Here is a 22080-nt window from a genome sequence, read left to right as displayed (position 1 = left end):
TGGGTAGGACAAGCAAACGTTTTGCGATGCCCCATAGACAACGGGCCTGCTTATCGCAGGCCCGACGGGAACATCACGGAGCGGGGCTGGCTGGCGCCGGTGTCGTCACGAAACCGATACGGCTCATGCCCGAGCGTCGGGCCGATGCCATCACCTTGGCCAGCGTTTCGTAGCGCGTGTTCTGGTCAGCGCGGATACGAATTTCCGGTTGCGGTTTATCCCCCGAGATAAGCTTGAAACGATAAGGTAGGTCCTCCAGCGTGACGGGCTGCTCATCCCAAAAGAGGGTGCCGTTGGCATCGATCGCCAGATCGACCGTTTTGGGGTCCTCCTGGATCTGTTCGGCCGTCACCTGCGGCATATTGATCTTGATGGAGTGCGCCAGCAGCGGCGCCGTGATGATGAAGATCACCAACAGCACCAGCATCACGTCGATAAGGGGCACCATGTTGATCTCGGACACGGTGTGGCCGCCCGACCCCTTGTTGTCGAAGCTGCCGAAGGCCATTATTCACCCCCTCGCGCTTGCTCGGTCTGTCCCTGGCGGCGCAATGCGCGGATCTTGCCATCCGACACCGCGACCTGCTGGCCCGTCGTCAGGAAAGCAAACAGGTCATGCGCGAACGCATCAAGACGCGACAGAAAGACGCGGTTGTTGCGCACAAAAGCGTTGTATGCCAGCACTGCCGGGATGGCCACGGCCAGACCCAGACCCGTCATGATGAGGGCCTCGCCCACCGGACCCGCGATGCGGTTGATGGTCACGCCATCGGACAGCCCAATGCCGACCAGTGCGTGGTACACACCCCATACCGTGCCGAACAAGCCGACAAATGGAGCCGTCGAACCCACCGAGGCGAGCACAGTCAAGCCGTTTTCCAGCTTGGCGGTTTCTTCGTCAATGACTTTGCGCATCGTGCGCGTCACAAACTCGCCGTTGCTGCCGGCCTCTTCCAGTTTGGTCGCGCCGAACTTGGCGTGATGGCTCTGCGCATGAATGGCATGAATGGCCAGATGCGAGAAAGGATCACGCGCGCCGTGAGTCACGATTTCGTTCTCGACCTGTTTGAGCGAACTGGCATTCCAGAAATGGTTCAGGAAGTTGGCTGCACGCTTGCGCATGCTCAGGTTGCTCAGCGTCTTGACCACAATGAGATACCAGGTCACCAGCGACATCAGGATGAGGATGACGAACAAGGCCTTGCCCACAAAATCGCTTTGCGCAACAAAGTGCATAAAGCCCATATCAGGGACGGCTGCTGCGGGCGGCGGCAAACCGGCGGCCGGAGCCGCGAGCGCATCGGCTGCCTGTTGCAGGGGCTGGGCAACCGCAGGCGCTGCGGGCGCCGTCTCGCCTGCGCCTGCCGCAGGGCTCACCGCCTGGGCCACGACCATCATGGCGTTTTGAATTGCGTTGAACATCTCAGTTCCCTTTGCTTAATTACTTAAGTCCAAAATCGAACGGAATCCTGGCCATCGCCGTTTGAGGAATACCGTTACGGGTCAGTGGTTTGAATCTTGCCGCGCGCACAGCCTCTACGGCCGCATTGTCCAATCGCCGGAAACCCGAAGACGAATCAATGACGGCCTTATCGACGTAGCCTTGCGGATTGATCGTCACCAGTACGATCACGCGGCCTTGTTCGCGGCGGCGCACCGAATCCGGCGGATAACGCGGCGAAGGCCGGGTACCCAGATACTCCACGCTCGACATGAATACCGGCTCATCCGGCGCGGGCCCCTGCTTAGGCGCCTGTGTGACCTGCTCCCCGTCCGTCGCGCCGGCAGGCGGGGTAGCCGGCTTCGGCTCGGCCTTGACCTCGGTTTTAGGCTGAGGTTGCGGTTTCGGCTGTGGTTTCGGCTGTGGTTTGGGCTTGGGCTTGGGTGCAGGCTCCGGCGCTTTCTCGATCACTGGCTCAGGCTCAGGCTCAGGGTCCGGCTCAGGTTCGACTTCGGGTTCCGGGTCTGGCGGCGGCGGTTCAACCACGGGTTCTGGAGGCGGCGTCTCTTCGACGGCTTGGTCGGGATTGGGTTCGGCCTTTGCCACCTGTGGAACCGGCGCCTCGATCACGCTCACCATGACAGGCTCCTGGTCAAACATGACAGGCGGCTCGGAATCACTGAAAAATATGGCACCGATCACCGCCACATGCACGGCGACTACGGCGATGCCGGCACCTACACGCAACCCCGTCGACGCCGGCGAAGTAGAAGTCCAACCGTATTGAAGGCTAGGCATGAATCAGCCAGAAACTATTGACAAGTTCGCCAGCTCGCAACCCATAGTGCTGGTCACTCGCTGGCGTTTCCAAGTCCAGCACGATATATCAAATGCGAATGATTCGCAAGTTTAATCAGGGTCTAGTGAGATCGCTTGGCGATTGCAAAGCGGGATGACCACAAAATGAAAACCCCTGCGTCGTGCAATCTGTTGGTGGACTCGCACAACGGGCATCCCCTCCCGCATTCCAATATCTGGGCCAAGCCAACTGCAAGAAACGATGGGCCAGCCTCGGAGCCCCGGCCAAGAACGGAAGACGTCGAGGCCTATTTGTGGCGTTGATACGGTCTTTGCCGCCATATCGGAAGTGGCGGGCCGTGTTTTGAAGGGAGAAACAAAAAAGGCACTTAGATTTCTCTAAGTGCCTGATTTGCAAAGACTTTGATTGGTGGGTGCTACAGGGGTCGAACCTGTGACCTACGCCTTGTAAGGGCGCCGCTCTACCAACTGAGCTAAGCACCCATTTCGGGGCCACTCAAAGTCTTGCGCGGCCCGAATTATATACCAAGCACGCGACAATCGGCAAATCGCAATGCAGGCATCACCACCGCACCGTCGATTTGCCCTGCCGTCATCAGTTGACGGCGTCCTTCAGGGCTTTGCCCGGACGGAACTTCGGCACCTTGGCCTTTTTGATTTTGATGGTTTCGCCAGTACGCGGATTACGGCCAGTGCGGGCGGCGCGCGAAGACACAGCGAAAGTGCCAAAGCCAACCAAAGTGACCGTGCCACCCTTTTTCAGGGTGGTTTTAACGGCACCGATCAGCGCGTCCAGCGTACGGCCTGCAGCCGCCTTGGAGATATCGGCCTTGCTGGCAATGTGATCGATGAGTTCGGTTTTGTTCATTCAGTATTACCCCTCACAAGGTATGAATTTCGCGCGGCACGGCGCGAAAGCGCAGCGTGGGAACGCGCCAGAACAGGCGAGTGACGAATTACTATTTCTTGCGCTGCATAAGCACAACTTTTTGACCGCTGCATCGCAGACATCGAGCACTCATTTTCAGGACGATTCGACATTGCGATGCAGAGATGTAGTAAACCCCGCAGGTCTGCGGCTGTCAAGCGACAGGCTCGTGCGAAGCCGCGCCAATACTAACTTTTGCTGCTTCGCACAATAACCGAAAACGCTTAGACAAGGCCAATTTTGGAAGTGCTGCGATCAGGCGACGCTCATCGAGCCCTTCAGTGCCTGATCGAAGTCTTGCAAAAGATCGGCTTCGTCCTCGATTCCTACCGAGACACGAATCAGGCTGTCCGCAATACCCATTTGCGCACGGCGCTCAGGACCCATTTCGTAGTAAATGGTGTGTGCAGCAGGCAGGGCCAGACTGCGGGTATCCCCCAGGTGAGTGGCATTGAGCACGATATTCAAGCGGTTCAGAAAATCGAAGCAATCGATACCCTCTGCAAGCTCGACACCCAACAGGCCGCCAAACCGCCCCTGGCGGAACAAGGCTGCCGAACGCTCGTGCTGAGGATGCGAGGCCAGTCCCGGATAATGCACCTTGGCTACGCCCGGATGTCTTTCCAGAAAACGCGCCAGCGCCAATGCGTTGCTGCAATGACGATCCATGCGCAAGGCCAGCGTCTCGGCACCGATGGCAATGCGATGCGCAGGCTCTGCCGCCAATGTGCCGCCCATGTCACGCAGGCCCTTTTTCTTGATCTGCGTCAAGCCCCAGCTGCTGGGCGCCCCACTGCGATAAGCGTCAAAGATGTTGGCGTAGGCCGACCAGTCAAACAAGCCGGTGTTCGTGACCGCCCCTCCCAAGGCATGACCATGGCCCGCAATGTATTTGGACAAGGAGTTCATCACCAGCGACGCACCCACATCACGCGGCTGGAACAGCCAGGGCGACGTAAGGGTGTTATCCACCACATAGACTAGACCATGCTCGCGGCAGATTTCACCGAGCGCGGCCAGATCGGCCACCTGTGTGCCGGGGTTGGCGATGGTTTCAGCGAACACCATGCGAGTGTTGGGACGTAATGCAGCACGCACCCTGCTGGCGTCCGTAGCGTCAACCAAGGTGATCTCCACCCCCAGCTCAGCAAGCGTGCTCAGCAGACTATTGGTATTGCCAAAAATGAATTGGCTGGACACCAGATGATCCCCCCGGCGCAGCAGGGTCGTGAAGATCGCGGCGATCGCGGCCATGCCCGTAGCAAAACTCACCGTAGCGGTGCCGGCTTCCATCTGCGTGATCTTGGCTTCGAGCGCCGTCGTCGTCGGCGTTCCCTGCCGCGCATAGGTAAAGCCTGCTTTACCCTGAAACACGGCGGCCAACTCGCGCGAGTCCTCGTAAGCGTACTCCGACGAAGGATGCATGGGCTTGTGCACGGCGCCGTGTTCGACGGATTGCGTGCGATCGGAATGAAGAATCGTAGTCGTGAAGCCGTTCTGGTGCATGGTAAAAAACCGCTGGCAAACGCCGGAGACCCGGCTTGAAAACAGTTATTGGGTACGGCGCTGGCGCACAGTCTCGTAAAGACACACAGCACTGGCGACACTGACGTTCAAACTTTCGACCGAACCCAACATGGGGATGTTGACCAATTCATCGCAGGTCTCGCGCGTGAGCCTGCGCATGCCCTCGCCCTCTGCCCCCATGACCCAGGCCATGGGCTGGCGAGCGTCGATGGCATGCATATCATGGCTGGCCTGGTCATCGGTACCCACCAGCCAAACGCCGCGCTCTTTAAGTTCGCGCATGGTGCGCGCCAGATTGGTGACCGTAATGTAGGGCACCGTATCGGCTGCGCCGCAGGCCACGCGCTGGACGGTGCTGTTCAAACCCACCGCACGATCGCGCGGTGCGATGACCGCATGCACACCCGCCGCATCGGCGGTGCGCAGACAGGCGCCCAGGTTGTGCGGATCGGTCACGCCATCCAGAATGAGCAGAAAGGCCGGCCCAACGATTTCGTCGAGCACTTCGTCGATCCCCACTGCCAACTGGCGTTCGTCGGCAACGGCTAGCACCCCTTGATGACGCGTGCCGCGCGCCAGGCCATCAAGCCGCTCGACAGGCACCGGGTGCACACGCCGACCGGCGCGCTCGGCCTGCTCGATAAGCGTCTGCATGCGTTTATCGCGGCGTGAAGCCTCGACATAAATTTCCTTGATGGACTCGGGCGCGTGGCGCAAACGCGCGACGACTGCATGAAAGCCCGCCAGGACTTGGGTCGACGCCATGTTGATGACTACCTCAGAAAAACAGAACAACCCGCCGCACACGCGGCGGGCCGGAGCGATCGCCCCTGCAATGACGCAATGTTACCGCGCCAGGCCACTCAACGGCGGCCACGCGCTGCCTTCTTAGCGGGCGCCTTCTTAGCCGCCGCCACAGGCGCCGGCTTGCTGGCCTTCTTGGCTTCTGCGCGGCGTTGCTTGGCCGTTTGCCCCTTTAAGGCAGCAGGCTTGGGCGCGGCGGCCTTTTTAATGCGGCGCGGCTCCTCAGGATTACGAGCGCTCTGTTTGCGCAGCGACTCGTAACTCGTGCCCTTGACCAGACGGAACTCAATACGCCGCGCCTCCAGGTCAACGCGCGCCACCTGCACTTGCACCTTATCGGTCAAACGATAACGCATGCCCGTGCGCTCGCCGCGCAGCTCATGCAGAGCATCATTGAACTGGAAATACTCGCCACCCAGCTCCGACACATGCACCAGGCCCTCGACGTGCAGCGTATCCAGCGTAACGAAAATGCCGAAACTGGCCACGCCAGTGACAGTGCCACTGAAGTCTTCGCCGACCCGCTCCTTAACGAACCAGCACTTCAGCCAAGCCTCGACATCGCGCGAAGCCTCGTCTGCACGGCGCTCACTGGCCGACAGGATGATGCCGAGCTTCTCCCAGATGGCGTGCTCATGCTCGCGCTGCCCGCGGCCAACCACCACCGGTTGCCCCTCGAGCTCGGGCACATAACGCTGACCCGCGAGCAGGGCCTTGATCACCCGGTGCGTGAGCAAATCGGGATAGCGCCGGATGGGCGACGTGAAATGCGAATACCCCGGATAAGCCAAACCGAAATGACCCATATTGTCCGGACTGTAGACGGCCTGCTGCATCGAACGCAGGCTCATGGTTTGCAGCAGCGGGAAATCCGGGCGGCCACGCACGGCATCAAGAAACTCGCCGTAGTCTTTCGCAGTCGGCGTTTCTCCGCCCCCCAGCGACAAGGCCATGGTGCGCAGAAAATCGCGCAGCGCCTGCAGACGCTCGGGGGTCGGCCCCTCATGGATGCGGTACAGGCCGGGGTGCTTGCTGCGCAACATGAAATCCGCCGCGCAGGTGTTGGCCGCCAACATGCACTCTTCGATGAGCTTGTGGGCATCATTGCGCACCGCCGGCACGATCTGCTCGATACGGCCTAACTCATTGCAGACGATCTTTGTCTCGACGGTATCAAAGTCGATGGCGCCGCGTTTTTTGCGTTGCTGGGAGAGCAGTTGATAAAGCTCGTAGAGATGCTGCACGCTGGGCAACAGATTACCGAGCGCCGCAGCAGCCGGGCCGCCCGGCTGCTGCAGGGCTTCCCAGATGCTCGTGTAGGTCGTGCGGGCATGCGAATGCATGACCGCGTTATAGAACTGATAAGCCGTAACCGTGCCGGCCTTGGCCCCCGTTGCGGGAATCACCATATCGCAGACCAGTACTAGCCGGTCGACGTTGGGGTTGAGTGAACACAGGCCGTTGGACAGGGATTCCGGCAGCATCGGAATCACGCGGCGCGGAAAATACACGCTGGTGCCGCGCTCCAGCGCGTCCTCGTCCAGGGCGTCGCCCGGCCTCACATAATGGCTGACGTCAGCGATTGCCACCAAAAGACGCCAGCCGGGGCGTTTGCGTTGCCCCGTGCCCAGGTCGACCGGCTGGCAGTAAACGGCGTCGTCAAAATCGCGCGCGTCTTCGCCGTCAATCGTGATCAGCGGCACATCGCGCAGATCGACACGCTGCTTGAGATCGCTTTTACGCACCACGTCGGGCAGGCGTGCCGCCTGTTTGCGGGCGGCCTCGGAGAAATCCACCGGCACGTCGAATTTACGCACGGCGATTTCGATTTCCATACCGGGATCATCAATCTCGCCCAGCACCTCGGACACCTTGCCCAAAGGCTGCGTGTGACGCGTCGGCTGCTCAATGATTTCGACCGATACGACCTGGCCATGCTGCGCACCGTTGGTGTCGCCCGGCGGGATCAGGATGTCGTGTTTGATGCGCTGATCTTCGGGCACAACGATGGACAAGCCGTGCTCATGCAAAAAGCGGCCCACCAACTTGTTTGTGCGACGTTCGATCACCTCAACGATGGTGCCATCGGGCTTGCCGCGGTACTCACCCGAAGGCTTGACCAACACGCGATCGCCATGCAGCACCTTAAGCATTTCACGCGGCGACAAGAAGATGTCCGACCCGCCCTCGTCGCGCACCAGAAAACCAAAACCGTCACGGTGCCCCTGCACTCGGCCCGCCACGAAATCGAGCTTAGTCGCCAGCAGCAACACGCCCTTTCGGTTGGGCAGCAACTGGCCGTCGCGCTCCATCGCAGCTAGGCGGCGATCGAAACCCACCCGGGTAGCGTCTTTTTCCACGCCCATGCGTTGAGCGAGTTCCTCAGGCGACAGCGGCCCACCCGCCGAGCGCAGCGCCTTCAATATTTCTTCGCGCGACGGGACGTCCGGGTCGAAATCCGGCGGAGTATCGTGCAGGACCGATGTAGATCTATTATTGCTTTTCGTGTCGTTGTTCGATCGTTTTGCCAAAGGTGAAAATCCCGTATATAATGCTCAGCTTCTGTGGTCAGCCCGGTGCGACACTGAAAGCCAAATATTAGTTTTTGCGAAGTAGTTAGTCTACGTGAAATCCAGCGCAAAAATTTGATCAGGCACAGTGCCCAGGTGGCGGAATTGGTAGACGCGCATGGTTCAGGTCCATGTGCCGCAAGGTGTGGAGGTTCGAGTCCTCTCCTGGGCACCACAGTTTTTTTCTGCCAGTTTTAAACTAGCAGTCATGCAAGACAGCAGTGCCAAAAACCCCGGATCGCACAAGCGCCGGGGTTTTTTTCTGGCTGCCGCCCTCGCCGGCCATGTTTTTTGCATTTTCACTCCCCGGACCGGCTACCCTGACGCTTGACGTGATGGGCCTCGTAGCGCGTGCGGCCCATCCCTTCGATCTGCCCCTGCACCATACGCTCCAGCGGGGCCAGCAAGGCATCAAAACGCTGCGTGCTCTCCAGCGCATTCAAGGCAGCCGCGATAGCCTCCACCGTAGACACCGCCCCCGGCAAATCCGCATGACGCACGCGATATCGCCCCTGCGCAGGCGCCGGGAAACTCAACCTCGGCAAGGCCGCGAGAGACGGATGACGGGCCAGCATTGCACGCGCGCCACGCCAGGTCGCATCCGGCACGACAAGCAGACGCGGCTCCGGCACTGCCGGGCCGGCCTCCTGCGCGCCATCTCCAGGAAACAGCAGATAGGCCTGCACGCCCGGACGGACCCATAACCCAGGGTCGAAATCATCCGCCACCACGCGCACCGCGCTCGCCAGACCCAGCCAGGCCAAGCGGGCGGTATTCAAGGCATGGCCCGCCTCACGAGGATCCTGCAGAATCAGCACCTGAGTACGGGAATGAAGCTTGGGCAACACCACGCACAAGCAATGCGAAGCGGGACGTTCGCAACGGGCACAACGCAGACGGGGCATAACAGCAAAAACAACGAGACAGGAGTCACACAGGATACGCCACCATCAGGCAGCCCGTTTTTTTCCGGCTTGCACACATTTTAAAAAATGTGCATAATTCGCGTCCTGCTGATGCGCGGCAACGCAAAGTCAACAGAGCCCAGGTGGCGGAATTGGTAGACGCGCATGGTTCAGGTCCATGTGCCGCAAGGTGTGGAGGTTCGAGTCCTCTCCTGGGCACCAATACAACATCGTGATGATCCGCACGATGCGCCAAAAAACCCGGTTATTTCCGGGTTTTGTTTTCAGGATCACCGGCTCATGCCCGGCAATAAAACAGCATGGCCTTTCGTTTGACTGTGAACGAAACGGTGCAGGCAATCACAGCTCATGCCCAGGTGGCGGAATTGGTAGACGCGCATGGTTCAGGTCCATGTGCCGCAAGGTGTGGAGGTTCGAGTCCTCTCCTGGGCACCAATATCAACATCGTGGTTTCCTATCACGATGCGCCAAAAAACCCGAATGCTCAGGCATTCGGTTTTTTTTGTCCGGCGACCCTGACAGAGAAGGCAGACCGCTTCGACGCCCCAATCAGCCGCGCGCCAGCTCCCGCGTCATCACAACGTGCGGGATACCCGCCTCGAGGAACTCCTCGCCAGCCGCCTGAAAGCCATGCGCCTCATAAAAAGAGCGGGCATGCGTCTGCGCATGCAGCACCAGCATACGGTGGCCATCGCCATGACCCTGCTCGATCAGCGCATCGAGGATCTGACCACCGACCCCCTGGCCACGAGCAAGCTTGCGCACCGCCATGCGCCCGATATGCCCGTCTTGCAGCAAACGGCCCGTGCCAATAGGCTCACCCTGAGCATCGTAGGCCACAGCATGGACAGACACCGCATCCTCGTCATCGAGTTCGATCTCTGGCGACACGCCCTGCTCAAGTACAAACACTTCGTGGCGCACACGAGCCGCATGCTCGCGCAGGCGATCCCAGGTGCCAATGACAATACGCAAGGAGTTCTGATTCATGTTTGAGATATCCGGCAAAACTTTGCCCGGATTGTCTCAGGCCGCGCGCGGCTCTCCAAGCCCCCGGACTCCTTAAGTAGAATGGCGCTTTCCCGCTGCCGGGCCGAGGCAAGCCGAATACATCAGGCTTGCAGGCCTTCAACCATGCTCGCCCTTGCCCTGTTTGCCTTCACCCTCTTGCTTGTCATCTGGCAGCCCCGCGGCCTAAATGTCGGCTGGAGCGCCTGCATAGGCGCAGGCCTTGCACTGATCACCGGTGTCGTCCAGTTCTCGGATATCGGCGTGGTGTGGCATATCGTCTGGAATGCCACCGCCACCTTCATCGCCATCATCATCACCAGCCTCATCCTCGACGAGGCTGGCTTCTTTGAATGGGCGGCGCTCCACGTGGCGCGCTGGGGTCAAGGAGCGGGCCACCGTCTTTTCCTGCTTATCGTATTGCTCGGCGCTGCCGTGACTGCACTCTTCGCCAACGACGGCGCCGCACTCATTCTCACGCCCATCGTTATGGAAATGCTGCTCGCACTGGGCTTCGGACCGGCCGCCACGCTCGCTTTTGTGATGGCTGCGGGCTTTATCGCCGACACGGCCAGCATCCCGCTCATCGTTTCCAACCTCGTCAACATCGTGTCGGCCGACTTCTTCGGCTTGAGCTTTGCCCAATATGCCTCAGTCATGGCGCCAGTTAATGTCGTGACGGTAGGCGCCTCGCTTGGCATGCTCTGGCTATTCTTCCGCCGCGACATCCCGGCTCGCTATGACCTGCGCTCGCTGCCGTCACCGCGCAGCGCCATCCGCGACGACCTGACCTTTCGCGCAGGCTGGATCGTGCTGACGCTTCTGCTGGCTGGGTTCTTCCTGCTTGAGCCGCTGGGCGTACCCGTCAGCGCGATCGCCGCGCTGGGCGCGGCCGGCCTGCTCATCGTCGCGGGACGCCGCCACATTGTCGGCACCCGACGCATCATGCGCGAGGCCCCCTGGCATATCGTGGTCTTCTCTCTAGGCATGTATTTGGTGGTTTACGGCCTGCGCAATGCCGGCCTTACCACCCACCTCACCGCCTTGCTGGAGTATTGCGCCGAAGCTGGCGTCTGGGGTGCGGCGTTCGGCACCGGCATCGCCACGGCGCTGCTGTCTTCCATCATGAATAATCTGCCCACCGTGCTTGTGGGCGCGCTCTCCATTGCCGACGTCCAGGCCGCCGATCCGGCCATCCGCAATGCGATGATCTACGCCAACGTCATCGGCAGCGACCTCGGCCCCAAAATTACGCCCATAGGCAGCCTGGCCACTTTGCTCTGGTTGCATGTGCTGGCGCGCAAAGGACTGGTGATTTCCTGGGGCTATTACTTCCGCGTCGGCCTGGTGCTGACGGTACCGGTTCTGCTGGCCACGCTAGCAGCGCTGGCCTGGCGGCTGACCCTTTGACGATCAGCCGCGCCGCAAACACAATAAATCCCTTGACCGCTTTCACCCAGACCGTCCATGAGCACAGCTACTCTGCAACTGCCCGCCAACCCCGTCAACCGCAAGCCTTTATGGTTTGCTTCCTTGCTGGTGTTAGCAGGCGCCGCCTATCTGCTTGAAACCGTAAGCTGGAAGCAGAGCGCGCTCTGGATCGTGGGCGCGCTGCTGGGCGTGACGCTTTATCACGCCTCTTTTGGATTCACCCAGGCCTGGCGCGTCTTTGTCTCCGACCGCCGCGGCGCCGGCCTGCGCGGCCAGATGGCCATGCTGGCCTTTGGCGTCGTGTTGTTTTTTCCTTTCCTGGCCGCGGGCTCCCTCTTTGGCCAACCGGTAAACGGCCTGGTCTCTCCGCCCGGCCTATCCGTGTTGTTGGGCGCCTTTCTGTTTGGCATCGGTATGCAATTGGGCGGCGGCTGCGCCTCGGGCACGCTATTCGCCGTCGGCGGCGGCAACACCCGTATGGTTGTCACCCTGCTTTTCTTTATCGTAGGCTCGGTCTTCGCAACCGCAAATTTCCCTTGGTGGTCCAGCCTGCCCGCCCTGCCGCCAACGTCCCTGATCAAAACCTGGGGACTCCCGACAGCACTGATCGTCAACCTGGCCGTCTTCAGCCTCATCGCATGGCTGACAACCGTGTTCGAAAAACGCCGTCATGGACAGCTCATTTCTTCGGCAACGCACACTGATCGGCCGGCTACCCTGTTGCGCGGTCCTTGGCCGCTGATCTGGGGGGGCCTGGCACTGGTTGTGCTTAACTTCGCCACCCTGGCGCTGGCCGGACGCCCCTGGGGCATCACATCCGCCTTCGCGCTCTGGGGTGCCAAAACACTCGACGCCCTGGGTAGCGATGTCGCCAGCTGGGCTTATTGGAGCAAACAGCAGGCGGCGCTGGCCGCCCCGGTAAGCCGCGACGTAACCTCGGTAATGGATATCGGCCTAATGCTGGGCGCACTGGCCGCCGCCTCGTCGGCAGGCAAATTTGCCCCCGTCTGGAAAGTGCCGCTGCGCTCATTGGCGGGCGCAATCATCGGCGGCCTCTTGCTCGGCTACGGCTCACGCATCTCCTTCGGCTGCAATATCGGCGCCTATTTCAGCGGCATTTTGTCGGGCAGCCTGCATGCATGGCTGTGGCTGCCCGCCGCTTTTCTGGGCAGCGCGCTGGGCGTACAACTGCGCCCCCTGTTTGGTCTGGCCGTCGAAAAAAACCCTGCGCCATCGAGCTGCTGAGCCAGCGGCAGACAGGCAGGGCTATACAGCCCTCCAGCGAGGCCGGACACTATCCCGGCTTCGCTGAGCTATCCCTACTCAAGCGCCACCGTGCTTGATTGAACCGCCGCCACTCGCGGCACGGTCTTGCTGTTCAGCTGCACCACGACCATACCGATCACGATGAGCGCCACACCGGCCACTCGTCCAAGCCCCACCGGCCGAGCCAGCAAACCCATCAAACCGAAGTGGTCGATCAACAAGGATGCCATCACCTGACCGGCGACCACACACACAATAAAGCTGGCTGCGCCGAGCTTGGGCGTCAAGACCAAGGCTGCCGTAATATAGGCCACACCGACCAGCCCCCCCATCCATAACCAGATCGGACCGCGCAGCGCCAGACTCAGGCTGGGCATCGGCACGCGCATGGCGAACAGCATCGGCAGCAAAACCAGCACACTGACAGCCAAAGAGGCGAGCGTAGCCCATAAGGGATGGCCCAACGCGCGGCCGAGCGCAGCGTTACCGGCACCCTGAAAGGGAACGGCGGCACCGGCGAGCAGGGCGATCAGCATGGGCAGCAAACCGGCTAGCGAGACAGGCAGATTCATGACGAACACTCCATCAACATCAATTACGATGACGTCATGATCAATTATCTATGAAAAGAATGGAAATTCTTAATAATCACATCTATTATTCATTTCATGGATGATTTGCGCCGTATTGATCTGAACCTGCTTTTGGCCTTGCATGCCTTGCTAGCCGAAAAGCACGTCACCCGGGCCGCTCTGAGGCTGTCGCGCAGCCAGCCTGCGGTCAGCCATGCGCTCGCACAGCTACGAGACATTTTTCAAGATCCCTTGCTGATCCGACGCGGTCCCGGCATGGTGCTCACCCCTCGCGCCCAGGAACTGCTACATCCCCTGGACGCCGCGCTGAACCAGTTGAATGCCTTGCTCGGCACGCCCGGCTTCGATCCGGCGCAGGCCCGGCGGCGCTTCCGCCTGGCCATGTCCGACTACGCCGCCCATCTCATTTTGCCCTCGCTGACACAACAACTGCGCAGCCAGGCACCGGGCATCACCCTGGCCATCAGCCAGATCAGCCGCGATGCGGTGCAAATACAACTTATCGACGGTGAAGTAGATCTGGCCTTGGGCGTATTCCCCGACGCGCCAAACGAGATCCAGCTGGAAACCCTGTTTGACGAGAACTTCGTCAGTGTAGCCGACACACACAGCCTGCCCGCGCGAGGAGGACTGTCACTCTCCGATTGGCTGGCTCGACCGCATGTACTGGTGGCGACAGAAACGGGCGCAGACAATGAAATCGACGCCGCTCTTGCCGCTCGCGGCCTGCGCCGGCATGTTGCCTTGGTGCTACCACACTGGGGCGCCTCGGCGCGAATACTGACCGGCACCGATTTACTCCTCACGGTGGCCCGTCGCAGCCTGGAAGGCATGCCACGCGACAACAGCCTGCGCGCCTTCCCACCCCCCCTACCCTTGCCGGGGTTTGCCTTCCAGCAGGCCTGGCATGAGCGCCGCACAAACGATGCTGCCCACCGTTGGCTGCGGCATCTGCTGCACAGCTGTGGCCAGCCAAAACAGTCCTAGAGCCCAATAGGGCGATTCTGGTATGGTGAGCACGACCCAGTTTCCCGGAGAGGCAAATGCATTGGATCGCTGGCCGCTACACGGCCTTCGCCCTGGTTCTTATCGGCACGATCGTTACCCTGGCGCTTAGCATCTTGCACAGTCCCGGCTGGCTCTGGGCCGCACTGCCTCTGGCCGCCCTAAGCCTGCTGGGCTTTTATGACATAGCGCAGTCTCGCCACGCCATCCGGCGTAATTACCCCATCATCGGCAACCTGCGTTTTCTGTTCGAATTCATCCGCCCCGAAATCCGCCAATACTTCCTAGAAGACGACACCAAGCCCACGCCATTCTCTCGCGCCCAACGCTCCATCGTCTATCAACGGGCTAAACAGGAAATCGACAAACGCCCCTTCGGCACCCAGGAAGATGTCTACGGCGACCGCTACGAATGGATTAACCATTCCATGCTGCCTTCCCATGTGACAGACCCCGAGTTCCGCATTCAGATAGGCGGCCCCACCTGTACCCAGCCCTATTCGATGTCGGTTTTCAATGTGTCAGCCATGAGTTTCGGCGCGCTATCCGCCAATGCCGTGCTTGCACTCAATGAGGGAGCACGCATCGGCAATTTCGCGCACGACACCGGTGAGGGTGGCATCAGCCGTTATCACCGCGAACCCGGCGGCGCTCTCATATGGAATATCGGCTCGGGCTATTTCGGATGCCGCGATGAGCAAGGCCGCTTTTCCGAGGAGGCCTTTGTCCGTAATGCCTGCACCCCGCAGGTCAAGATGATAGAGATCAAGCTGTCGCAAGGCGCTAAACCCGGACATGGCGGCATTCTGCCCGCAGGCAAGGTCACGCCCGAAATTGCCGAAGCGCGAGGCGTAGCGCCCTGGCAGGACTGCAACTCCCCCGCCAGCCATAGCGCCTTTGACAGCCCGATAGGCCTGATGCATTTCGTGGCACGTCTGCGAGAGCTGTCCGGCGGCAAGCCAGTGGGCTTCAAGTTCTGTATGGGCCATCCCTGGGAATGGTTCGCCATCGTGAAAGCCATGCTGAAAACCGGCATCACACCGGACTTCATTGTCGTTGATGGCGCCGAAGGCGGCACGGGCGCCGCCCCCGTGGAATTCGTCGACCACGTAGGCACCCCGCTGCGCGAAGCCCTTCGCCTGGTCCACAACACGCTCGTCGGTGTTGACCTGCGCGACCGCATCCGCATTGGCGCATCAGGCAAGATCATCACCGCCTTCGACATGGCCCGCGTCATGGCCTTGGGCGCTGACTGGTGCAACTCGGCGCGCGGCTTCATGTTCGCCATCGGGTGCATCCAGGCCCAGGCCTGCCATACCGGCAAATGCCCGACTGGCGTCACCACACAAGACCCCCTGCGCCAACGCGCGCTGGTTGTACCGGACAAAGCACAACGCGTGGCCCATTTCCACAAAAATACACTGCATGCCCTGGCCGAACTGCTCGAAGCCGCAGGCCTCAGCCACCCTGAGCAATTACGCCCGCACCACATCGCACGGCGTATTTCGTCCAGCGAAGTCCGCTTGCTGTCCGCGCTGTTCCCGGACCTCAAGCCCGGAGAACTACTGCGCGGCGAATTCCGCCACAATGTTTTCCGCGTGGGCTGGCACATGGCATCCCCAGACTCCTTCCAACCGGTTGCAGACATCGACACCGCGCTGGCCGAGTTCTCCGAGCCTCAACCGGCCTGACGCATCAAGATAAGTTTGATTCTGCCGACGGTTCCGGCGTAAAGCATAAATTTTTTCGCAGCCTTGTTGCACCAATAAAAAAGACTGTGCTAGAATTTTGTTCTTCGCTGCTGACACAGCATCGAATGAAGTGGTGAATAAACACTTCTAGCAATAGTATTAAAGCAGTACCCCGTGTGGCGCATTAGCTCAGCCGGTTAGAGCGACGGAATCATAATCCGCAGGTCCCCTGTTCGAATCAGGGATGCGCCACCAAAGAATACCGAGGCCCGCAAGCAATTGCGGGCCTTTTGTTTTGCTCCGCAATCTTGCAGCCTCTTCGCCGGGTTGACCGCAGGGTTGACTTTACCGAACCTCCAGCGGCATGACGCTCCTGCATTGCACATAGTTGCGCTCAACCTCTCTCTTTGAACAGGCATTGGCCTATACTAACCCTGCCCGCAGAGCGAGCTGTGTCACCTCTGCGCAAAAGTCCGGTAGTGTCCATAGTCGTATCGGAGGCCAGAGCCCTGCCTTGTGCGGGGCTTTGTTTTTTGCCCCCCCCCCCCTGCACCCAGCGCATACCGCCCCCGCGCTTAACAGACTCTCAACAACGCCGAGATTTGCCACTGAGGCTTTTTGCCCCTGTCCCAGCGCGCTTGACGTACCGGTGCGGCCCCCACTTGAGGGCCTGTGGATAACGCAAGGATGTGATCCCCCTTGCAACCGACGGGTCAAGCGCGCTTTTTTCTGTCTGTCAGGAAAAATAGGCATAGCCGCCTCCCAACGAACGCGGGGATAGCACTTCTCGCTCCCCTCTCGCCACCAGCCTCCACCAGGCAGTGCGCCTGCCAACGCCAAGTGCCGTGCTGCTAGTGGCGTCAAACACCCCCTCGGCAAGTGCTGACCAGAATACCAGCGGCAAGGCCGCACTGCCCTCCACCGAAAATGGCCTTTTGCGTCCGGCCAAAGAGCCCGGCGCATATCGCAGTCGCGAGGAGGGAGCACTTAACTTTCACACTCGTTTGCTTGCGCATGTATGGCGGCTTTACCTGCACCGAGATGCGCCACAACCGGCTCGCCGGGCATAGCGGCTTTGTGCCGGACCATGCGCCCTGCACCCCGAAAAGGCGCAGTTTATTAATAGTTCTAAGTAAGGAATGTCAGCTTTGTTACATCGCGGGACGCCCCACCCCACCCTACACCGCTAATCATGATGCTTTAGCTATGAATCATTTAATCTGGGCACTTTTTTCTAAATTATTTCCAATTTTTCGCACATACACCTGCCTCACCAAAGAACAAATTATTGAAATAATAATACTTTGAATTAATTGTAATTATTGAAATAATACCTATAAAACAACGGCTTAAGAAAATAAAAATTTCAGCAATCAATCAAAATTTAATATACATCTCAAGCTTCTATGTAAAATTAGCGACGACTGGGCTACGATACGCAACAGCGCGACCACGATCGGCCAAGCCATCCCGCAATCTTTATCGCGGAACAAATAATATGGAGGGCAGGCTTGAGCATGCGGACCGCCGCGCCAGCTTTTGGACATAATCCAGCCTAAAGCAAATGCCACGATTTTTCATGAGGCCATGCTTCGGAAATCGCAGGCATTGCTGTCCAGACCGAGCACTTATCAGGCACGTTTGCACATCTACTCTGGGAGTCATTGATGGATCGTTACCCTCCGGTTCAAGAGAACTTGACAGGCGCACCAGGTGCAAACGGTCCAACGTATTCGCGTCCAACCCGAAGCCATTCCACGCCAAGCGCGTAAACCTATCACCGCAACACGGGCCATCCATCGGCCTCTCCTTGGTTCGTTGCCTTGACTTCGACTATCAACGCGACTCAGATTCTCACACTGGGTAGCCCAGCTATCGCCCTGGTTATTTCTGGAAGCTTCCTTTGTATCTGGAAGTTTTTCGACCGACGCGCCTATCTGGTCTTGCTGGCCTGCGCCTTCCTGCTCTACGCGAGCGCTTCATCCATGCAAATTCTGCATTGGCCCAATGAGGAGCGCCTAAACACCGTTATCTCCGCCGCCATTTATCTTGCGAGCATCGCTTGCATGGCCGAAGGGCTGATGCGGCGTTATTGCCTGAAAGGCAGCTATCCGCTGGCAATCGCCTGCCTGCTGACCTGGCTGGCGGTCGCTTACTTTTGCTATGCCCAACCTAGCGTCGACGCAGGCAGCCATAGCTTGAACTTCGGCATCGGCACGATTCTATGCATGGCATCGTGGCAGATTCGCCGAGCGCGCCGCGCCGGCGGCCTAGACAGCACGATTTTCTGGGTATTTGCTTTTCTTTCGTGCAGCTTTTTTGTCCGCTCGCTGCTCACGCTAGCACTGCCCCAGTACTTTGTGCCTCAAGCATTCGGCAGTCTGGCTTTTTGGTTCGTACTGCAGCTTGCACTGGTGCTGACCGGGCTGATTCTGGCATTGCTGCTCTTTGCCGCAAGCCTCACAGACATGATTGCGCGCCTGCGCGACGATCGTGATGTAGACGGCCTAACCGGTTTATGGAATCGCCGCTCTTTTGACGAGCGCCTCGAAAGGCTGATCGCCCGGGTGGCGAGCGAGCCCCATGCCTTGCTGCTCATCGACATTGGCCACTTCAAGTCCATCAATGATCGTTATGGCCACGCCGTCGGCGACAAAGTGCTCAGAATTGTGAGCAAGCTGATTCAAGGTTGTGCGGGCAGCCAAGCGCTGACGGGGCGCGTGGGTGGCGAAGAATTCGCCATCGTCGTGCCAGCCGGACTCGCCGAAGCGCATGAGTTGGCCCGACGCCTGAATCGTTTGCTAACCGAAACACTCGTCTCTGATCTGGACGAGGGGCATGTCATCACCCTCAGCACCGGCCTGACTATGCTACAACTCGGCGACACCGTCTCTTCATGGATGCGACGTGCCGACACGTTGCTCTATCAAGCCAAACGCGACGGCCGCAATCGTATCGTGCAGCAGGCCGCCACGGCCTGATAATCGTCTCCCACCGCGCATCTGATCCACTCTACTGTAGATTCACTGTCTTGAAACTCGATATCTTCGTGCAGCGCTGGAAGGATACCTGCGCACCCTACTCCCCTGAAATTCATGCGCTGGCCCTAGACCGCATCAACGCTTATGCCCCAATGTTGGCCGACAGTTTCTACCAGGGCATGCTGGCGGACGAGTCCGCCGCTTTTTTTCTCTCCAGCCAACTTGTGCGAGACAGGCTGCACGCCTCGCTACAGGCCTGGCTGCGGTCGGCCTTTGGCGCTGCGGTCAATCAGGACTTTGAAAACGTCGTCGCTTTTCAGCAACGTGTAGGCGAAGTCCACGCCCGCATCAACATTCCGGTGCATCTGGTGCTGCAAGGCACCCGCCGCCTCACGCGCAGCCTGCGCGAGCTGGTGACCCGCGACAGCGATGTCAGCAGCGAACTGAGCTGGCCGCTATCCAACTACTTCAGTGAAGTCATGCTGTTTGCGATCGAACTCATGTCACTGGCCTACGCTGCTTCACACGATCGCAACTCGCGCGCCGAAGAAGGCTACCGACTCCTGAGTTTGTCGCAGAATATCGGCACAGAAAAAGAACGCCAGCGCGCCGCCCTCCTCGACTGGGAAAATCAGTTGCTATTCGACTTGTCCACTGGCCAGGACAGCGGCAAATTGCCCCGCCTGCGCAAGTCCGAGTTCGGGCTATGGTTCACGCACAAGGCGGCTCATGCTTTCGAGGGCGCCAAAGAAGCCGAGGCAGCCCGTTCGCAAATCGAAACCGTGGACAGATTGCTCAGCGAAACGCCGGTGACTGAGGGCCGCATGCAGCTCTTGCACGCCGTGCGTGACGCAACCAAAACTCTCGCCTATCTGATGGACGCCTTGTTCGAACGAGCCAGCCATCTTGAATCCGGGCGCGATACGCTCACACATCTGCTCAACCGCAAATACTTGCATGTCGTGATGAGCAAAGAGGTCGCTTATGCACGCAAAACGAGTTCGCCATTAGCCGTGCTGATGGTCGATGTCGATCACTTCAAACGCGTCAATGATGAACACGGCCATGACGCCGGGGATCTCGTGCTGCAGCAGGTAGGCGGCATGATCGCCACTTACAGCCGGGGGGGAGACTACACCTTCCGTCTGGGCGGCGAGGAGTTTCTCGTGGTGCTGGTTGATGCCACCGCCACACAGGCGCTGAACATCGCGGAAAACTTGCGCCAACGTATTGCCGAAAAACCCTTGACCCTGCCGGATGGCCTGCACCGGCGGATAAGCGTGAGCATCGGGGTAGCTGCTCACGACAGCCATCCCGATTATCAACGGCTGCTCAAGCGCGCCGATATTGCGCTTTATGCCGCCAAGACGCGAGGCCGCAACACCTGCGTCCTGGCCGACTGATCAATTGCTGCTGGCACGCCAGCCACCGGACGGCTGCTGGCAAAACCAGAACGTCCAGCCTTCCTTGCCCGCGCCCTGGCTGACCTGGGCTTCGAGTAAGCGGCAGCGCCGGCTCGTGTCAGTGTAAGTCGTCTGAATCGGTGTTAGGCGCACCGCAATCGCCGGCTGGCGGCGAGTCGCAGTGCTGGTCCAGGTTGTGGTCTGCCCTTCTGCGGATTGCTCCAGCACATCAGCCACGGCCGCCTGAAATTGCGGGCGATCCGCCTTGGGAATATTGTTGATGATGGTCTGATTGAGAAACACGGGCGCGGCGGCATGCGCCACCGTGAGGCCCGACAAAACCAGAGCAGATCCTGCAAAAAAACGGGCAATACGCATATAGTTCTCCTAGGAATTATCAATAGCGGAATATACCAAGGGGCTTCGCCCTCAGGCTGAAGCTCCCGGCGACCAATTGCGCAGCACCGAGGCATGATCCGGAATGCTGCCATAGTCGCGCAAATACTCGGCCTGCAGAATACTCATACGGTAGGCATCACGGTAACGGCCATTGGAGAAAAACTCCTCCCGCAGCTCGCCCTCAACTGAAAAACCGCAAGAACGATAGATATGGACAGCCGCCAGATTGTCTTTATCGACTAGCAAATAGACCTTATGCAGGTTGAGCACGCGGAAGGCGTAACCGATGGCGACCCTTGTTGCCGCCTTGGCAAAACCCTGTCCCTGGAAATCAGGTGCAATGATGATCTGAAATTCGGCGCGGCGGTGGATATGATTGATTTCCACCAACTCGACCAAGCCCACCATCTGACCCGCGGCATGCTCGATAATGAAGCGCCGCTCGTACTGATCATGAATATGCCGGTCGTAAAGCGCAATGAGCTCGTCGTAAGCCTCATAAGGCTCTTCGAACCAATAACGCATGATGGCATCGTTGTTATTCATCGCGTGCACGAAGTGCAGATCACCCCGCTCCAGCGGACGCAATTGAATATCGCTGGCTGTCGCTGTCATGGCCATTCTCCTTGTTTTGGTCAAACTTGCTGCAACGCTTGGGCATGCTCTACCGTGCGCACGCCGGCGCTGGCAAACAGATCAAGCGCAGCACGCGCACTACCAGGCGCGATAGCCCGACAAGCGGCAAGATTGACGATCACGTCCAACCCCGCACGCCGTAATTGCAATGCGGTAGTCTTGACGCAGTAATCGAGCGCGAGGCCGCCCACGATAACGGCAACGATATTTCTGGATTGCAGAAATTCGATAACGCCGGTCGTACGACGCTCAGCGAGGTCGTGATAGCAAGCCCCATAGGGATGCATATCCGGCTCCACCCCTTTCCAGACGAAAAAATCATAGTCAACCGGACGCGGCAGACCGTCGAGCAGTTCAAAACCCTGTGTGCCTGGCACGCAATGCATATTCCAATGCAGATCGGCATTCGGCGCATCCAGCGGCGTCAGCGTCGGTTTATCCGGGGTCGCACGCCAAAGCGCATGAGGGCTGTGCGCGTCTTTGGAGCCCACACGCCAAGCTGCGTACCCTGCCTGAGCATTAAGCTCGGCAACGATCTCATCACCGTGAGGAACGGGTAGTTCTTCTGGACACATCGGTGTAAAGCCCTTTTGGGCATCGACATCGAAAGTGGCCACGTGGACGGGCAGCGGCAGCAGCATCTGCCGGACTC

Annotated in this window: 19 protein-coding genes and 5 tRNA genes; 10 read left to right on the top strand and 14 right to left on the bottom strand. The window is 59.4% G+C overall.

Translation table 11 applies throughout. The annotated features are described in order from the left end of the window. Positions 1-73: 73 nt before the first annotated feature. From U0029_RS07490 to rnr, 8 genes are all read right to left on the bottom strand, one after another. Positions 74-508: an ExbD/TolR family protein gene (locus U0029_RS07490; protein WP_012417784.1), complete on the bottom strand. Its 435-nt coding sequence runs from the start codon at positions 506-508 to the stop codon at positions 74-76. Further along, a complete protein-coding gene (locus U0029_RS07485; RefSeq protein ID WP_114851950.1) occupies positions 508-1422 on the bottom strand; it encodes a MotA/TolQ/ExbB proton channel family protein in 915 nt (304 codons plus the stop codon). The genes U0029_RS07490 and U0029_RS07485 overlap by 1 nt, the downstream gene beginning before the upstream one ends. 19 nt (positions 1423-1441) lie before the next feature. Beyond that, on the bottom strand, positions 1442-2239 hold the full coding sequence (locus U0029_RS07480; protein ID WP_114851949.1) for an energy transducer TonB: 798 nt from the start codon (positions 2237-2239) through the stop codon (positions 1442-1444). Between the two features lie 428 nt (positions 2240-2667). Continuing rightward, positions 2668-2743: transfer RNA gene (locus tag U0029_RS07475), tRNA-Val, on the bottom strand. 112 nt (positions 2744-2855) lie between these two features. Then, the gene (locus tag U0029_RS07470) at positions 2856-3128 is read right to left on the bottom strand and encodes an HU family DNA-binding protein (RefSeq protein WP_005012769.1); all 273 of its coding nucleotides are present in this window, start codon (positions 3126-3128) and stop codon (positions 2856-2858) included. A 315-nt stretch (positions 3129-3443) separates the two neighbouring features. Beyond that, the gene (locus tag U0029_RS07465; protein WP_012417787.1) at positions 3444-4694 is read right to left on the bottom strand and encodes a cystathionine gamma-synthase family protein; all 1251 of its coding nucleotides are present in this window, start codon (positions 4692-4694) and stop codon (positions 3444-3446) included. Between the two features lie 45 nt (positions 4695-4739). Continuing rightward, positions 4740-5480, bottom strand: coding sequence for a 23S rRNA (guanosine(2251)-2'-O)-methyltransferase RlmB (gene rlmB / locus U0029_RS07460; RefSeq protein ID WP_012417788.1), 741 nt, complete (start codon positions 5478-5480; stop codon positions 4740-4742). 98 nt (positions 5481-5578) lie between these two features. Then, a complete protein-coding gene (gene rnr, locus U0029_RS07455; RefSeq protein ID WP_114851948.1) occupies positions 5579-8050 on the bottom strand; it encodes a ribonuclease R in 2472 nt (823 codons plus the stop codon). Positions 8051-8179: 129 nt separating this feature from the next. Here rnr and U0029_RS07450 point away from each other — a divergent pair. Continuing rightward, positions 8180-8264, top strand: a tRNA-Leu gene (locus U0029_RS07450). Between the two features lie 124 nt (positions 8265-8388). Here U0029_RS07450 and U0029_RS07445 read toward each other — a convergent pair. Further along, complete coding sequence (locus U0029_RS07445; protein ID WP_012417790.1) at positions 8389-8994, bottom strand: tRNA-uridine aminocarboxypropyltransferase; 606 nt, start codon at positions 8992-8994, stop codon at positions 8389-8391. Between the two features lie 137 nt (positions 8995-9131). Between U0029_RS07445 and U0029_RS07440 the strand changes: the two genes are divergently transcribed. Next, positions 9132-9216, top strand: a tRNA-Leu gene (locus U0029_RS07440). A gap of 149 nt (positions 9217-9365) precedes the next feature. Beyond that, positions 9366-9450, top strand: a tRNA-Leu gene (locus U0029_RS07435). Positions 9451-9564: 114 nt separating this feature from the next. Here U0029_RS07435 and U0029_RS07430 read toward each other — a convergent pair. Next, complete coding sequence (locus U0029_RS07430; RefSeq protein ID WP_012417791.1) at positions 9565-10005, bottom strand: GNAT family N-acetyltransferase; 441 nt, start codon at positions 10003-10005, stop codon at positions 9565-9567. 144 nt (positions 10006-10149) lie between these two features. On the opposite strand from U0029_RS07430, the gene U0029_RS07425 reads away from it, so the two are divergent. Both U0029_RS07425 and U0029_RS07420 read left to right on the top strand, forming a co-directional pair. Then, positions 10150-11433, top strand: a complete 1284-nt coding sequence (locus U0029_RS07425) for an arsenic transporter (RefSeq protein ID WP_114851947.1) — start codon at positions 10150-10152, stop codon at positions 11431-11433. Between the two features lie 57 nt (positions 11434-11490). Continuing rightward, complete coding sequence (locus U0029_RS07420) at positions 11491-12699, top strand: YeeE/YedE family protein (RefSeq protein WP_012417793.1); 1209 nt, start codon at positions 11491-11493, stop codon at positions 12697-12699. A 74-nt stretch (positions 12700-12773) separates the two neighbouring features. Here the strand turns inward: U0029_RS07420 and U0029_RS07415 are convergent, their stop codons facing one another. Continuing rightward, positions 12774-13292 (bottom strand): DMT family transporter, encoded by a 519-nt coding sequence (locus U0029_RS07415; protein ID WP_012417794.1) that lies wholly within the window; start codon positions 13290-13292, stop codon positions 12774-12776. 96 nt (positions 13293-13388) lie between these two features. On the opposite strand from U0029_RS07415, the gene U0029_RS07410 reads away from it, so the two are divergent. The 5 genes from U0029_RS07410 to U0029_RS07390 all read left to right on the top strand — a co-directional run bounded on the left by U0029_RS07410 (position 13389) and on the right by U0029_RS07390 (position 20393). Next, positions 13389-14300, top strand: a complete 912-nt coding sequence (locus U0029_RS07410) for a LysR family transcriptional regulator (RefSeq protein ID WP_012417795.1) — start codon at positions 13389-13391, stop codon at positions 14298-14300. 56 nt (positions 14301-14356) lie between these two features. Beyond that, positions 14357-16009 (top strand): FMN-binding glutamate synthase family protein, encoded by a 1653-nt coding sequence (locus U0029_RS07405; protein WP_114851946.1) that lies wholly within the window; start codon positions 14357-14359, stop codon positions 16007-16009. A 178-nt stretch (positions 16010-16187) separates the two neighbouring features. Further along, a tRNA-Met gene (locus U0029_RS07400) sits at positions 16188-16264 on the top strand. A 1568-nt stretch (positions 16265-17832) separates the two neighbouring features. Then, positions 17833-18990, top strand: a complete 1158-nt coding sequence (locus tag U0029_RS07395) for a GGDEF domain-containing protein (RefSeq protein ID WP_147294797.1) — start codon at positions 17833-17835, stop codon at positions 18988-18990. A 50-nt stretch (positions 18991-19040) separates the two neighbouring features. Then, positions 19041-20393, top strand: a complete 1353-nt coding sequence (locus U0029_RS07390) for a diguanylate cyclase (RefSeq protein ID WP_012417798.1) — start codon at positions 19041-19043, stop codon at positions 20391-20393. Here the strand turns inward: U0029_RS07390 and U0029_RS07385 are convergent, their stop codons facing one another. Genes U0029_RS07385 through U0029_RS07375 form a run of 3 tightly spaced genes read right to left on the bottom strand, consistent with a single transcriptional unit; the run spans position 20394 to position 22069 of the window. Then, a complete protein-coding gene (locus U0029_RS07385) occupies positions 20394-20771 on the bottom strand; it encodes a hypothetical protein (protein ID WP_012417799.1) in 378 nt (125 codons plus the stop codon). It abuts the gene before it with no gap. 51 nt (positions 20772-20822) lie between these two features. Further along, the gene (gene speG / locus U0029_RS07380; protein ID WP_114851944.1) at positions 20823-21407 is read right to left on the bottom strand and encodes a spermidine N1-acetyltransferase; all 585 of its coding nucleotides are present in this window, start codon (positions 21405-21407) and stop codon (positions 20823-20825) included. Positions 21408-21427: 20 nt separating this feature from the next. Further along, positions 21428-22069, bottom strand: a complete 642-nt coding sequence (locus U0029_RS07375) for an isochorismatase family protein (RefSeq protein WP_012417801.1) — start codon at positions 22067-22069, stop codon at positions 21428-21430. Positions 22070-22080: the final 11 nt, after the last annotated feature.

Source organism: Bordetella avium (genome assembly GCF_034424645.1).
Taxonomy (GTDB): Bacteria; Pseudomonadota; Gammaproteobacteria; order Burkholderiales; family Burkholderiaceae_B; genus Bordetella; species Bordetella avium.
This window is presented reverse-complemented; position numbering and strand designations above follow the sequence as displayed.

Excerpts from the sequence above, each read along its gene's own strand:
- U0029_RS07490 (WP_012417784.1), bottom strand. The coding sequence starts at position 508 with ATGGCCTTCGGCAGCTTCGACAACAAGGGGTCGGGCGGCCACACCGTG.
- U0029_RS07485 (WP_114851950.1), bottom strand. The coding sequence starts at position 1,422 with ATGTTCAACGCAATTCAAAACGCCATGATGGTCGTGGCCCAGGCGGTG.
- U0029_RS07480 (WP_114851949.1), bottom strand. The coding sequence starts at position 2,239 with ATGCCTAGCCTTCAATACGGTTGGACTTCTACTTCGCCGGCGTCGACG.
- U0029_RS07470 (WP_005012769.1), bottom strand. The coding sequence starts at position 3,128 with ATGAACAAAACCGAACTCATCGATCACATTGCCAGCAAGGCCGATATC.
- U0029_RS07465 (WP_012417787.1), bottom strand. The coding sequence starts at position 4,694 with ATGCACCAGAACGGCTTCACGACTACGATTCTTCATTCCGATCGCACG.
- rlmB (WP_012417788.1), bottom strand. The coding sequence starts at position 5,480 with ATGGCGTCGACCCAAGTCCTGGCGGGCTTTCATGCAGTCGTCGCGCGT.
- U0029_RS07445 (WP_012417790.1), bottom strand. The coding sequence starts at position 8,994 with ATGCCCCGTCTGCGTTGTGCCCGTTGCGAACGTCCCGCTTCGCATTGC.
- U0029_RS07430 (WP_012417791.1), bottom strand. The coding sequence starts at position 10,005 with ATGAATCAGAACTCCTTGCGTATTGTCATTGGCACCTGGGATCGCCTG.
- U0029_RS07425 (WP_114851947.1), top strand. The coding sequence starts at position 10,150 with ATGCTCGCCCTTGCCCTGTTTGCCTTCACCCTCTTGCTTGTCATCTGG.
- U0029_RS07420 (WP_012417793.1), top strand. The coding sequence starts at position 11,491 with ATGAGCACAGCTACTCTGCAACTGCCCGCCAACCCCGTCAACCGCAAG.
- U0029_RS07415 (WP_012417794.1), bottom strand. The coding sequence starts at position 13,292 with ATGAATCTGCCTGTCTCGCTAGCCGGTTTGCTGCCCATGCTGATCGCC.
- U0029_RS07410 (WP_012417795.1), top strand. The coding sequence starts at position 13,389 with ATGGATGATTTGCGCCGTATTGATCTGAACCTGCTTTTGGCCTTGCAT.
- U0029_RS07405 (WP_114851946.1), top strand. The coding sequence starts at position 14,357 with ATGCATTGGATCGCTGGCCGCTACACGGCCTTCGCCCTGGTTCTTATC.
- U0029_RS07385 (WP_012417799.1), bottom strand. The coding sequence starts at position 20,771 with ATGCGTATTGCCCGTTTTTTTGCAGGATCTGCTCTGGTTTTGTCGGGC.
- speG (WP_114851944.1), bottom strand. The coding sequence starts at position 21,407 with ATGACAGCGACAGCCAGCGATATTCAATTGCGTCCGCTGGAGCGGGGT.
- U0029_RS07375 (WP_012417801.1), bottom strand. The coding sequence starts at position 22,069 with ATGCTGCTGCCGCTGCCCGTCCACGTGGCCACTTTCGATGTCGATGCC.